At 43.9% G+C, this 12,613-nt stretch carries 12 protein-coding genes; 9 read left to right on the top strand and 3 right to left on the bottom strand.

Annotated features, from left to right (window positions below; genetic code table 11):
- The first annotated feature begins 269 nt into the window (after positions 1 to 269).
- The 9 genes from KQP79_RS15645 (at position 270) to KQP79_RS15610 (ending at position 9,714) form a co-directional block, all read left to right on the top strand.
- Complete coding sequence (locus KQP79_RS15645; RefSeq protein ID WP_004309726.1) at positions 270 to 890, top strand: HU family DNA-binding protein; 621 nt, start codon at positions 270 to 272, stop codon at positions 888 to 890.
- Positions 891 to 1,035: 145 nt separating this feature from the next.
- Positions 1,036 to 1,350, top strand: a complete 315-nt coding sequence (locus tag KQP79_RS25910) for a hypothetical protein (protein ID WP_004297096.1) — start codon at positions 1,036 to 1,038, stop codon at positions 1,348 to 1,350.
- Between the two features lie 87 nt (positions 1,351 to 1,437).
- Complete coding sequence (locus KQP79_RS15640; protein WP_022199488.1) at positions 1,438 to 3,597, top strand: TonB-dependent receptor; 2,160 nt, start codon at positions 1,438 to 1,440, stop codon at positions 3,595 to 3,597.
- Complete coding sequence (locus KQP79_RS15635; RefSeq protein WP_004309723.1) at positions 3,594 to 4,085, top strand: DUF4625 domain-containing protein; 492 nt, start codon at positions 3,594 to 3,596, stop codon at positions 4,083 to 4,085. Before KQP79_RS15640 ends, KQP79_RS15635 begins: the two co-directional genes overlap by 4 nt.
- Before the next feature lie 162 nt (positions 4,086 to 4,247).
- Positions 4,248 to 4,847 (top strand): cytochrome c nitrite reductase small subunit, encoded by a 600-nt coding sequence (gene nrfH, locus KQP79_RS15630; protein ID WP_004309722.1) that lies wholly within the window; start codon positions 4,248 to 4,250, stop codon positions 4,845 to 4,847.
- 39 nt (positions 4,848 to 4,886) lie between these two features.
- On the top strand, positions 4,887 to 6,368 hold the full coding sequence (nrfA, locus tag KQP79_RS15625; RefSeq protein ID WP_004297092.1) for an ammonia-forming cytochrome c nitrite reductase: 1,482 nt from the start codon (positions 4,887 to 4,889) through the stop codon (positions 6,366 to 6,368).
- A 12-nt stretch (positions 6,369 to 6,380) separates the two neighbouring features.
- Entirely contained in the window at positions 6,381 to 7,616 is a 1,236-nt protein-coding gene (locus KQP79_RS15620) for a cytochrome c biogenesis protein ResB (protein WP_004304069.1), read from the top strand.
- Positions 7,613 to 8,404, top strand: coding sequence for a cytochrome c biogenesis protein (locus tag KQP79_RS15615; RefSeq protein ID WP_004297090.1), 792 nt, complete (start codon positions 7,613 to 7,615; stop codon positions 8,402 to 8,404). The genes KQP79_RS15620 and KQP79_RS15615 overlap by 4 nt, the downstream gene beginning before the upstream one ends.
- Before the next feature lie 29 nt (positions 8,405 to 8,433).
- Positions 8,434 to 9,714 carry an alginate export family protein gene (locus tag KQP79_RS15610; protein WP_008648626.1) on the top strand — a complete coding sequence of 427 codons (1,281 nt, stop codon included), beginning with the start codon at positions 8,434 to 8,436 and terminating at the stop codon, positions 9,712 to 9,714.
- A 66-nt stretch (positions 9,715 to 9,780) separates the two neighbouring features.
- Here the strand turns inward: KQP79_RS15610 and KQP79_RS15605 are convergent, their stop codons facing one another.
- Genes KQP79_RS15605 through KQP79_RS15595 form a run of 3 tightly spaced genes read right to left on the bottom strand, consistent with a single transcriptional unit; the run spans position 9,781 to position 12,612 of the window.
- A complete protein-coding gene (locus KQP79_RS15605; RefSeq protein ID WP_004297088.1) occupies positions 9,781 to 10,542 on the bottom strand; it encodes an NADPH-dependent oxidoreductase in 762 nt (253 codons plus the stop codon).
- A 40-nt stretch (positions 10,543 to 10,582) separates the two neighbouring features.
- Positions 10,583 to 11,422: an aldo/keto reductase gene (locus KQP79_RS15600; RefSeq protein ID WP_004309718.1), complete on the bottom strand. Its 840-nt coding sequence runs from the start codon at positions 11,420 to 11,422 to the stop codon at positions 10,583 to 10,585.
- Positions 11,419 to 12,612, bottom strand: a complete 1,194-nt coding sequence (locus KQP79_RS15595) for an MFS transporter (protein ID WP_061448632.1) — start codon at positions 12,610 to 12,612, stop codon at positions 11,419 to 11,421. The genes KQP79_RS15600 and KQP79_RS15595 overlap by 4 nt, the downstream gene beginning before the upstream one ends.
- Position 12,613: the final 1 nt, after the last annotated feature.

The following is a 12,613-nucleotide window of genomic DNA, read 5'->3' as shown; positions in this document are numbered from 1 at the left end:
TAGCAAATGATAATATGTTAATAACCAACAATATAGTAAGGAAATTACAAACGAGAATATAGTAAAAAATATAATGCGTCTGCCCTGCTGACAGCTGTTGAACTTTCGTCTGACAACTGTTATCTTTCCGTCTGACAACTGTCAGACGAAAAAGATACAACTGTCAGACGATTATTTTTATATGAACTGAAGATTAAAGTTCAATGAACAGGCGATTAAATATACGTAGTGAAAGTAATAAATGTATGAACTAATAAAAAGATATACTTATGAGTGCTCAATATGATTTGTATGAAACACCGGATCCTGATTGTACCGGAGAACAAAAGCCTTTGCATGCCCGTATCGTTCCAAATGGAACTTACTCGAAGAAAGAATTCATGGAACGTGTATCTCGTTCTTCCCAGACTTTTAACTATAACGTGATAGATGCGGTAGTAGGAGTTGTATTGGATGAACTAGCCGAAACGTTAGCAGAGGGATATATCGTAGAACTTGGCGAACTCGGGCATTTTAGCATCTCTTTGAAATGTACGCATAAAGTAATGACTAAACGTGAGATTCGTGCCGAATCAATCTGTTTTGATAATGTGCATTTGCGCACTTCCAAAGAGTTCAAAAGGAAGATTAAGCGTGAAATAGAGTTGGAACGTGTGGATAAATCCAAACACTCTTCTCAAAAAGTGGAATTTTCTATGGAGCAACGCCAACAGCTTTTACAGGAATTTCTAAAGAAAAATGGTGGTATTACCCGATTGGAATATAGTAGCCTGACCGGACTTTCCCGACTGAAAGCAATAGATGATTTGAATACTTTCATTGAGAAAGGGATTCTTCGTAAACGTGGAGCTGGAAGAACCGTGTTTTATGTCTGGCAACAGGAAGAATGATAATCAACTAAAAAATCCTCGTGCTGTTACTGACAGCTTTGTGTTTTTTGTCATTCACGGTAACACATATTAAGATGTATAACTTGCTGATTATTTTTCATACTGTTATATTTGTCCCGCTATTCTATTAATCAATAGAGGGAGAATGTATCAAAAGAAAAATATAAGGGTATATATAGCATGGATGTTATTCATGACATTCATTCCCTTCTTTGTAGTGAAGACCTTTCACTATCATGGAAGTGAGGATGAAAAGTCGTGTTCCCATGCAAAGCATTCTCACCAATCATCTGATGATTGTGCGATCTGCCAATACTCCCTTTCTTTCTTTACTGAACCTCAACCGATAGAATTTCATTGCACACTGACGCTCGTGCCCTACGAGCCGATTATTTACCAGGATAAGGTTGTTTGCAAACGAACTTATTCGCATCATTTACGCGGGCCTCCGGTCGCATGATTACATACTCATATTTTCAATGGAGATAGATTGGCTTTTAATCTATCCTTACATTCATTTTACACATTAAATAAAAGATTGTAATTGATGCGTATCGGAATTATTTCGGGCGTAATAGGGCTATTTGTAACCTTATCCGTCCATGCACAGAAATCCGATTCAATCAAGAGCATGCTTTTGCCTGATGTTGTGGTAACCGAAACGTACCAGCAACGTCAAGCGAAAAAGTCTGCCCTTACGGTTGATGTAGCCGATCAGGATTTTTTGCGCAAACATTTTACAGGAAACTTCATGCAGGCGATGGAGAATATTCCCGGAGTACAGGCAATGGATATTGGTTCGGGCTTCTCCAAACCGATGGTTCGCGGAATGGGATTCAACCGGATTGCTGTATTGGAAAACGGAATCAAACAGGAAGGACAACAATGGGGAGCCGATCACGGACTAGAACTGGATGCTTTCAATATCGGAGCAGTCAATGTATTGAAAGGACCCTCCTCACTGCTTTATGGCAGTGATGCAATGGGAGGAGTGATTGATGTTGTTCCGTCGGCTGTTCCTGCTGATAATCGTGTATTCGGAGATGTCACACTGCTGGGTAAATCAGTCAATGGAACCATCGGAGGATCACTGATGCTGGGAATCAGGAAGAATGCCTGGTACTCCCATATTCGTTATTCGGAACAACATTTCGGTGACTATCGTATTCCGACGGATTCTATTGTCTACCTGACACAAAGAATTCCCATATATGGGCGTAAACTCAAGAATACAGCAGGCATTGAACGCAATATCGGACTTTTTACCCAATATCAACGAAGAGCCTATAAAGCGAATTATGCTGTGAGTAATGTATATCAAAAGACGGGATTCTTTCCGGGGGCACATGGCATACCCGATGCGTCACGTGTGGAAGATGATGGAGACAGCCGTAATATTGAATTGCCATTCAGTAAAGTGAATCACCTGAAAGTGACCACCCACCAGCAATATGCATGGGAGAAACTGATTTTGTCAGGCGATTTAGGTTTCCAGAACAATCACCGTGAAGAGTGGAGTGCTTTCCATACTCACTATGGTTCGCAACCCGCACCGGAGAAAGACCCCGACAAGGAACTTGCTTTTAATCTGAACACTTTCAGTGCTTCGGTGAAAGCTCGTTTTATTGGTTCTTCTTCGTGGGAACATACATTGGGGTGGGATGGACAACATCAACGGAACGACGTTTCCGGCTATTCATTTTTACTGCCTGAATATCGCCGTTCCACTACCGGAATGCTTTGGCTTACGACATACAGACCCAACAATGTGTTTTCTGTCAGCGGAGGAATGCGATATGACTACGGATATATGAATATCTCTTCGCATGAAGATACTTACCTTGCCGATTATCTTCGGAAACAGGGCTATGATCCGGAACAGATAGACTTCTACAAGTGGAACAGTCACTCTGTGAATAAGCACTATGGTGATTATTCTCTTTCTCTGGGACTGGTATGGACTCCCTCCGACAAGCATCTGGTAAAGGTGAATATCGGGCGTAGTTTCCGCCTGCCCGGTGCGAATGAGTTGGCTGCCAACGGTGTACATCACGGCACTTTCCGCCATGAACAGGGAGATGCAAATCTAAAGTCCGAACAAGGCTGGCAACTGGATGCTTCTTATCATCTGAAGTACCGGGGAATTTCTTTCTCCGTCTCTCCATTTGTCAGTTGGTTCAGCAATTACATCTTTCTGCGTCCTACCGGAGAGTGGTCTGTGTTACCTCATGCCGGACAAATCTATCGCTATACCGGAGCGGAAGCACTATTCGCAGGAACTGAAGCTACCGTAGATGTTGATTTTCTACGCAACTTCAATTATCGGATTTCCGCTGAATACGTTTACACCTATAATTGTGATGAACATATTCCATTGAGTTTCTCGCCACCTCCTGTTATGCGCAATACATTAACCTGGCAAAAGAATCGGTATATGTTGTATGCAGAATGGCAGAGCATTGCCCGGCAAAATAGAGTGGACCGTAACGAAGACCGTACAGCCGGAGCAAATCTCTTTCATCTGGGTGGTTCATTGAATATTCCGATAGGTGGAAATAATGAGATTGAAATAACCCTGACCGCCCGGAATATATTCGATACCCGATATTACAATCATCTTAGTTTTTACAGGAAAGTTGAAATCCCCGAACCGGGACGTAACTTCCAGATATTAATCAAAGTTCCATTTAAAAAATTACTGAAATGAAAAATAAATTTTATCTCCCAATGATTAGCCTTTTGGCAACAGTTACTTTCATGTTTTCCTCTTGTGATAATGATGACTCCAGTGATACGACCAAACCTCTGATTGAACTTCACGAACCGGAAGAAGGTCAGGCTTTGGAGATAGGAAACGAACATGGGGTTCATTTTGAAATGGATTTGTCGGATGATGTCATGCTGAAATCCTATAAGATTGAAATTCATAGTAATTTCGACCACCATTCACACGGAGGTAATAGCAGGGCTGCACAGGAAACAGTAGATTTTAGTTTCAACAGATCCTACGATGTGTCCGGACAGAAAACCGCCCATATTCATCATCACGATATTGTAATACCGGCCAATGCTACTGCAGGAGATTATCATTTGATGGTTTATTGCACGGATGCCGCAGGTAACGAATCTTATATCGCACGCAATATCAAATTAAGTAATGAGGTGGAAGACGAAGACCATCACCATGATGAATAAGACAATACATAGAGAAAGAATGAGGTGAGGTCAAAAAGGGACGTTTGACACATTCCCATTCTGTTTTTTTACGTAATGAGTATTTTTTCTTTCGAAAGGTGTAATATCTATTACACCTTTTTTGTTTCCAATCCTTTACTTTTGTGAAAAATACTTTTTCGTATGATGAAGTTTCCAATAATAAATCGACTCTTTCCTTCTTATAAATGGAAGGTAGCGGCTGTCATCATTGGCGGTGTTATTGTGGGTGGAGGAGCACTGTTTATGTATATGCTCCGGGCGCATACCTATCTTGGAGATGACCCGGCTGCATGCGTGAATTGTCACATTATGACTCCTTACTATGCAACCTGGTTCCATAGTTCACATGCCCGGAATGCCACTTGCAATGATTGTCATGTGCCGCATGAAAATGCTGTGAAGAAATGGACCTTTAAAGGTATGGACGGTATGAAACACGTGGCTGCATTTCTTACCAAAAGCGAGCCGCAGGTCATTCAGGCTCATAAAGCCAGTTCCGAAGTGATTATGAATAATTGCATCCGCTGTCATACACAACTCAATACGGAATTTGTGAAGACGGGGAAGATTGATTATATGATGTCACAGGTAGGAGAGGGGAAGGCTTGCTGGGATTGCCATCGTGATGTTCCTCATGGTGGAAAGAATTCCCTGTCCGGTACTCCGGGAGCGATTGTTCCTCTTCCGGAATCGCCTGTTCCCGAATGGCTCCGGAAGATGGTGAATCAGAAAGATAAATAAGAAATGAAATACGTAATAAAATAATAAAACCGATATACAATGGAAAAGAAATTAAAATCATGGCAAGGATGGCTGTTGTTCGGAGGTTCAATGGTCGTTGTATTTGTTTTGGGATTATGCGTTTCTGCGTTGATGGAACGGAGGGCGGAAGTTGCCAGCATTTTCAATAACCGTAAAAACGTTATCAAAGGGATTGAAGCACGAAATGAACTGTTTAAGAATGACTTTCCCCGTGAATACCAGACTTGGACGGAGACTGCAAAGACTGACTTTGAGAGTGAATTTAATGGAAATATTGCTGTAGATGCTTTGGAAAAACGTCCTGAAATGGTGATTCTATGGGCGGGATATGCTTTCTCAAAAGATTATTCCACTCCACGGGGACACATGCATGCCATTGAGGATATTACGGCATCTTTGCGTACCGGTTCGCCCATGAGCCCGACTGAAGGTCCTCAACCGTCTACCTGCTGGACTTGTAAGAGTCCGGATGTTCCCCGTATGATGGAGGCATTAGGTGTCGATTCTTTCTATAACAATAAATGGGGGGCTATGGGCGCTGAAATTGTGAATCCTATCGGATGCTCCGATTGCCATGATCCCGAAACAATGAATCTTCATATCAGTCGTCCCGCTTTGATAGAGGCTTTCCAACGTCAGGGTAAAGACATCACTAAAGCTACTCCGCAGGAGATGCGTTCATTGGTATGTGCACAATGTCATGTGGAATATTATTTCAAAGGGGATGGTAAATACCTGACTTTCCCCTGGGACAAAGGTTTTACGGTAGAAGATATGGAGGCTTATTATGATGAGGCCGGTTTTTATGATTATATTCATAAATTGAGCCGTACTCCGATTCTGAAAGCGCAGCATCCTGACTATGAGATTTGTCAGATGGGTATCCACGGACAGAGAGGTGTCTCTTGTGCCGATTGCCACATGCCGTATAAGAGTGAAGGTGGTGTGAAATTCAGCGATCACCATATCCAAAGCCCGTTGGCTATGATTGACCGCACCTGTCAGGTTTGTCACCGCGAAAGTGAAGAGACTTTACGTAATAATGTGTACGAACGCCAACGTAAAGCGAATGAAATCCGTAACCGTCTGGAACAGGAATTGGCAAAAGCACATATCGAAGCTAAATTTGCCTGGGACAAGGGTGCTACAGAAACACAGATGAAAGATGTGCTCGCACTGATTCGTCAGGCACAATGGCGTTGGGATTTCGGAGTAGCTTCACACGGAGGTTCTTTCCACGCACCGCAGGAAATTCAGAGAATTCTTTCTCATGGATTGGATCGTGCCATGCAAGCCCGTCTGGCTGTATCCAAAGTATTGGCAAAGAATGGATATACGGGAGATGTTCCGATGCCGGACATTTCAACAAAGGCAAAAGCACAGGAATATATCGGCTTGGATATGGATGCTGAAAGAGCGGCTAAGGAGAAATTCCTGAAAACAACTGTTCCGGCATGGTTGGAGAAAGCGAAAGAAAACGGCCGTCTGGCACAGAAATAAGAGAATTTATATATGTGGAGCAAACCATGGAGTTATAAAGAAGGGCTGGTGATTGGCGCAGGATTACTGGTGATAGGGCTATTGCTGCAAATGACAGTGGGAGCCATACATTGGGACCTGTTTGCCTGTCCGGTCAATGTGATTGTGTTAGTGGTTTATATCATTGCTTTGGTAGCCATGCACCTTCTTCGCAAACGTGTCTATTTATTCGGATGGTTGAGTCATTATTCCGCTGCTGTCTCGTCTCTATTGTGGGTGGTCGGCATGACGGTAGTGATGGGACTGATCCGGCAGGCTCCTTCCGGTCATGCTCCGGCTGATCTGCTGGGATTTTCGCAGATGATTTCTTCCTGGCCTTTTGTCCTGCTCTACTTTTGGATGGTCACCGCCTTGGGGCTGACAATCCTTCGCACCGGTTTCTCTTTGAAGATCAGCAGGATTTCTTTCCTACTGAATCATATCGGATTGTTTATTGCACTGATAACAGCCACTTTGGGAAATGCCGATATGCAAAGGTTGAAAATGACAACCCGGATGGGAAGTGCCGAATGGCGGGCTACGGATGATAAAGGTCAACTGATTGAACTTCCGCTGGCTATCGAACTGAAGGATTTCACTATCGACGAATATCCTCCGAAACTGATGCTGATTGATAATGAAACCGGCCGTACGCTTCCCGAAAAATCTCCTGTACATGTATTGTTGGAAGAGGGAGTGACAAATGGCAGCTTGCAGGACTGGCAGCTAACTATTGAGCAATCTATTCCGATGGCTGCTTCTGTGGCTACCGAAGATACTTTGAAGTTTACTGAATTTCATTCGATGGGAGCGACTTATGCTGTCTATCTGAAAGCAGTCAATCAGAAGAATCAAACAACCAAAGAGGGATGGGTAAGTTGCGGTAGTTTTCTTTTTCCCTATAAGGCAATCCGGCTGGATTCTTTAACCAGTATTGTAATGCCGGAACGGGAACCGCAGCGATTTGTATCGGAAGTGAAGATTTACACACAAGAAGGAACGATCACGGGAGGAACCATTGAAGTGAACCGCCCGATGGAGATAGAAGGTTGGAAAATTTATCAACTTAGTTACGATGAAACAAAGGGACGATGGAGCGATATCAGTGTCTTCGAGTTGGTTCGCGATCCGTGGTTGCCGGTTGTTTACACAGGAATAATAATGATGATGGCAGGAGCCATCTGTCTGTTTGTCAGCGCACAAAAGAGGAAAGAGGAGGACAAAGCATGAGTTGGGAATACTTTATACTATTTGCAATAGCCGCACTGGTTTGTTGGGCTTTGGGAGCTTTTGCTGCCTGGAAAGGTACAAAAACGGGATGGGCTTATGGATTTACTTTCTTAGGTCTGGCTATTTTCTTCAGTTTCATTATCGGAATGTGGATTTCATTAGAACGTCCTCCGATGCGGACAATGGGAGAGACACGGCTGTGGTATTCTTTCTTCCTTCCGTTGGCGGGATTGATAACCTATGCACGCTGGAAGTATAAATGGATTTTAAGTTTCAGTTGCATCCTTTCATTGGTCTTTATTTGTATCAATATCTTCAAACCGGAGATTCATAATAAGACGTTGATGCCTGCTTTGCAAAGCCCGTGGTTTGCCCCTCATGTCATTGTGTATATGTTTGCTTATGCTATGTTGGGAGCGGCGACGGTGATGGCCGTCTATCTGCTTTGGTTCAAAAAGAAGGAGATTGAACGGAAAGAAATGGATTTGTGTGACAACCTCACCTATGTAGGTCTGGCATTTATGACATTAGGTATGCTTACCGGAGCTATCTGGGCAAAAGAAGCCTGGGGACATTACTGGGCTTGGGACCCGAAAGAGACTTGGGCGGCAGCTACCTGGTTCGCTTATCTGGTGTATATCCATTTCAGATTGGGCAAGCCATTGAAGGCACGTCCTGCGTTGATTATTCTGTTAGTATCATTTGTCCTGTTGCAAATGTGCTGGTATGGAATCAATTACCTTCCGGCCGCGCAAGGAGTCAGTGTGCATACTTATAATTTAAATTGAAATATCGAATCACTTAAACTTCAATATCAATGAAAACACTTTATTGGTCATTCTTGCTTATGCTATTGCCAAGCATGGCATATACACAAAACACGGAGAAAGAGAATGAATTTACGATGTCTATGCAAATCAGACCTCGTGCGGAGTATCGGAATGGTGCATTGACTCCACGGGATGAAGGGGTAGCTCCTACATCTTTCATCAATAACCGTGCACGCCTCTCGATGGATTATAAACGTTCGGATCTGGAACTAAAGATGTCGGCACAGCATGTCGGTGTTTGGGGACAAGACCCGCAGATTGAGAAGAATGGGCGTTTTATGTTGAATGAGGCTTGGGCGAAACTGAACTTTGGTGAAGGGTTCTTTGCTCAACTGGGACGTCAGTCATTGATTTATGATGATGAACGTATTTTGGGAGGACTGGATTGGAATGTAGCGGGCCGTTACCACGATGCATTGAAGCTGGGATATGCCAACAAAAATAATGAAGTCCATCTGATTCTTGCTTTTAACCAGAATAATGACAATAGAACAAGTGGAGGTACTTACTATGATTCTTCTACCGGACAGCCTTATAAGAATATGCAAACCGTCTGGTATCATTATAAAGCGGATAATGTTCCGTTCGGAGCTTCTTTGTTGTTTATGAATCTGGGATTGGAAACGGGTGATAAAGCCACGGATGATTCTCATACCCGCTATTTACAAACAATGGGTACTTACCTCACTTATAAGAATAGTAACTGGAATCTGGATGGTGCTTTCTACTATCAGATGGGTAAGAATAAAGCTGCGGAGAAAGTTTCAGCTTTGATGGGTAGCATACAAGCCGCCTATACGTTTAATCAGACATGGGGAGCCGTGGCTAGTTTTGATTATTTAAGCGGTGATAAAGGAAATGGCGGTAAGTATAAGGCTTTTGATCCTCTTTATGGGACCCATCATAAATTCTATGGAGCAATGGATTATTTTTATGCTTCTACATTTGCAAACGGTTATGCACCGGGATTGATGGATGCTCGTATCGGAGGTCGTTTCCGTCTATCTGGCAAGGTAGATATGGAACTTAATTACCATTATTTTAGTACAGCTGTAAAGGTTCAGGACTTGAAGAAATATTTAGGTTCGGAAGTCGATTATCAGATAAACTGGTCGATCATGAAAGATGTGAAACTCTCTGCCGGATATTCTTTTATGCGTGGTACGAAGACGATGGACGCTGTGAAAACCGGCAATCATAAAAGCTGGCAGGATTGGGGATGGGTATCGTTGAATATCAATCCGAAAGTATTTTTCACTAAATGGTAGAGAAATAAACAGAATGATGAGAATCCCGGTTGACTTATGTTGACCGGGATTTTAGGACTTTGATCTCTATACCGAATATCTGCTTTTAGCCGAGGTAAATCCCTGTTGACTTAAGGCATCCGCAACTCCTTTGTAATGAAACGGATGTCGGTAGAAATCAGCTGCCAGGTCTGTCCAGTTGCCTACACGATTATTCCATGGACGTTCTTTAAGATAATGGGCGTAGATAACGTCATATTCAGCGAGTTTATCTTTTAAATCAGTCTTATATGTCTCTTCGAAAAAGACAGCCTGTTGTGGAAAACGAGGCTTTAATCCCGGTTCTTCTGCGGGGTAGCCGATACATAATCCCAACATAGGAAAGACATATTCCGGAAGTTGCAATTCATGGACAATTTCCAGCGCATTTTTACGTACATCTCCAATAGGGACTGTTCCCAATCCCAATGATTCGGCAGCCACGACAGCCGCTTCGAGAGCGATACCGACTTCATGAGCTCCCACGAGCAATGTGTCAATGTCCTGCATTACTTCATCGAGCGTTTGCTCTTTCTTATGGCAGGCAAGAGCCACCCTATGGTAATCAGTACAGAACACGAGGAATACGGGAGCTTCGGCAATGTGTACCTGATTTCCGCATAATTCGGCTAAACGTCTTCTATGGTCGGTATTCTTTACTGCAATTATGGAAACGAGTTGCAGGTTTACCCAGTTCGGTGCGGCTTGTACGGCACGGATGATGGAGTTTAAATCTTCATCACTTACCGTTCTGTCGGTGTATGAACGGATGGAACGATGTGCCAGCATACTATCTATGACTTTATTCATTTTTCTTATTATAGTTCATAATTTATAGCATTTCATGTTATTACCAACCTGCCAATGGTATTTTCCGTGCCGGTGCGGGAAACGCGGTATCCAAATCATGCAAATCTTCCTCTGTCAGATGAATGGAAAGGCTTCGGAAATTATCTTCCACATGGGTTACATTACCGGCTTTGGGTATGGCAATGATACCGGGCTGACGCATCGTCCACGACAATGCGATTTGTGCAGGCGATACATCGTGTCGCCGGGCGATTTCCACCAATGTATGGTGGTGCAGAAGTCGTCCTTCTCCGATGGGCGAATAAGCCATAAGCGGCATTCTACGGGCAGCGCACCACGGCATGAGGTCGAACTCTATGCCCCGGTCGCCGAGGTTATAGAGTACCTGATCGGTGGCGCAGCCGCTTCCACCGGACAGTGAAACAATACGTTCCATGTCGGCTGTGTCCATATTACTGACACCCCATAAACGGATTTTTCCCTCTTGTTGCAATTCGGTCATCGCCCGAACGGTTTCTTCATAAGGATGGCGTCCTTTCCAGTGCAACAGGTAGAGGTCGATATACTCCGTTCCGAGCTTCAGCAAACTTCGTTCACAGGCGAGTTTCGTTCCACGATAGCTTGCATTACTCGGTAAAACTTTGCTCACGAGAAGCACTTTCTCTCTACAGTCGCGGACAGCTTCGCCTACCAGTTCCTCGTTGTCGTACATCTCGGCAGTATCGACAAGGTTCATTCCCAGCTCGATGCCATGTTGTAATGCCCGTATTTCTTCATGCCGCCGTGCGGCGGATTGTCCCATTTTCCATGTGCCTTGTCCCAACGGACAAACAGTTTGTCCATTTGGGAAAGTGATTATTGGTCGTTCTGTTTTCTTCATATTGTCACTGCCATTATGTGTTTATTGCGGCTCATTAAGCTATTCCTGATAATAATGCTTGCCACTCCGACAAGCAGGAATGCCACAGCTCCCAACGGAGATGATTGTGTTCCCCATACAGTTATGAACATGCCACATATTGCCGCTCCCAACGCTGTTCCGAGATTTGCGGCGGTCAGGAACAATCCGTTGGCAAAATCGGGTGCTTCGGTTGCCGACGTAGATACCATGAATTGATTCCCGTTATTTGCAATACCTGCGAATATTCCCAATATCAGAATGACGATTGACGTTGGTACGGTCAGTTTCCCTAGTCCGTAAAGTACGAGATAAAGTATCGCCATGATGGCAGGTACGTATTTCAACGTGGCGAAAGGACGTTGTGCCAACAATTTTCCGGCTGCGATATTTCCGACGATATTTGCCATGCCGTAAACAAACAGCAGAAGGCTGATTACCTTGAAGGAGACATCTGTAACCGTTATCAGGTAATCGGACAAGTAGCTGTAAAATCCGAACATGGCTGCATTCATCAGTAATGCCGCAAGGAAGGAGTTCCACAATACGGGCTTTCTCAATACGCTGAGTTGTGTGCCATACGATAACCGTTCCTTAACGGGCATGGACGGTATGAGGAAAATAGTGGCGAGCAGTACAAATGCATTGACAACGGTAAAAAATACCATTGCTGCAGAGAATGAAAATTCACTGGCGATGTAGCTCGTCACGGGCACTCCGAGCACCATTCCTGCCGATACTCCGGCAAAGATTTTGGAAACGGCTTTCGGAGCATCCTCCCGACTAACGGAAGAGGCTGCGGTTGAGAAAGCGATGGATACATAGAGCGGATGAAAGAATGCCGGAATCGCACGGGTTATCAACAGTACGGTAAAGTTCGTCGTGAAGACCGAAACGAGGTTGAAAATCACGAACACGGACAAGGCGAGCACCATGACCGTTTTACGGTTTACCCGTGAAAAAAGTAACGGTACGACGGGAGCAGAGAAGGCAATGATCAGCGCAAAGAGGCTGACCGTCCAACCCGCATCCGGCACCGTAACACCGAAGGTTTCGGCAATGATAGGGATGATGCCCACTACTCCCATTTCAGTATTCAATATTCCGAATACTCCGAGTGTGAGGATGAACATCAACAAGTGGTTATGCTTATTTTTAGTTGATATACTCATG

Origin of the sequence: Bacteroides sp. DH3716P (genome assembly GCF_025914115.1) — a bacterium.
Classification (GTDB): domain Bacteria; phylum Bacteroidota; class Bacteroidia; order Bacteroidales; family Bacteroidaceae; genus Bacteroides; species Bacteroides ovatus.
Note: the sequence above shows the minus strand (reverse complement) of the source record. Positions and strands in the feature narration are given on the sequence as shown.

What these genes read in the sequence shown, in the direction of transcription:
- nrfA (WP_004297092.1), top strand. Translation starts at nt 4,887, where the DNA reads ATGGAAAAGAAATTAAAATCATGGCAAGGATGGCTGTTGTTCGGAGGT.
- KQP79_RS15645 (WP_004309726.1), top strand. Translation starts at nt 270, where the DNA reads ATGAGTGCTCAATATGATTTGTATGAAACACCGGATCCTGATTGTACC.
- KQP79_RS25910 (WP_004297096.1), top strand. Translation starts at nt 1,036, where the DNA reads ATGTATCAAAAGAAAAATATAAGGGTATATATAGCATGGATGTTATTC.
- nrfH (WP_004309722.1), top strand. Translation starts at nt 4,248, where the DNA reads ATGATGAAGTTTCCAATAATAAATCGACTCTTTCCTTCTTATAAATGG.
- KQP79_RS15620 (WP_004304069.1), top strand. Translation starts at nt 6,381, where the DNA reads ATGTGGAGCAAACCATGGAGTTATAAAGAAGGGCTGGTGATTGGCGCA.
- KQP79_RS15635 (WP_004309723.1), top strand. Translation starts at nt 3,594, where the DNA reads ATGAAAAATAAATTTTATCTCCCAATGATTAGCCTTTTGGCAACAGTT.
- KQP79_RS15615 (WP_004297090.1), top strand. Translation starts at nt 7,613, where the DNA reads ATGAGTTGGGAATACTTTATACTATTTGCAATAGCCGCACTGGTTTGT.
- KQP79_RS15610 (WP_008648626.1), top strand. Translation starts at nt 8,434, where the DNA reads ATGAAAACACTTTATTGGTCATTCTTGCTTATGCTATTGCCAAGCATG.
- KQP79_RS15600 (WP_004309718.1), bottom strand. Translation starts at nt 11,422, where the DNA reads ATGAAGAAAACAGAACGACCAATAATCACTTTCCCAAATGGACAAACT.
- KQP79_RS15605 (WP_004297088.1), bottom strand. Translation starts at nt 10,542, where the DNA reads ATGAATAAAGTCATAGATAGTATGCTGGCACATCGTTCCATCCGTTCA.
- KQP79_RS15640 (WP_022199488.1), top strand. Translation starts at nt 1,438, where the DNA reads ATGCGTATCGGAATTATTTCGGGCGTAATAGGGCTATTTGTAACCTTA.
- KQP79_RS15595 (WP_061448632.1), bottom strand. Translation starts at nt 12,612, where the DNA reads ATGAGTATATCAACTAAAAATAAGCATAACCACTTGTTGATGTTCATC.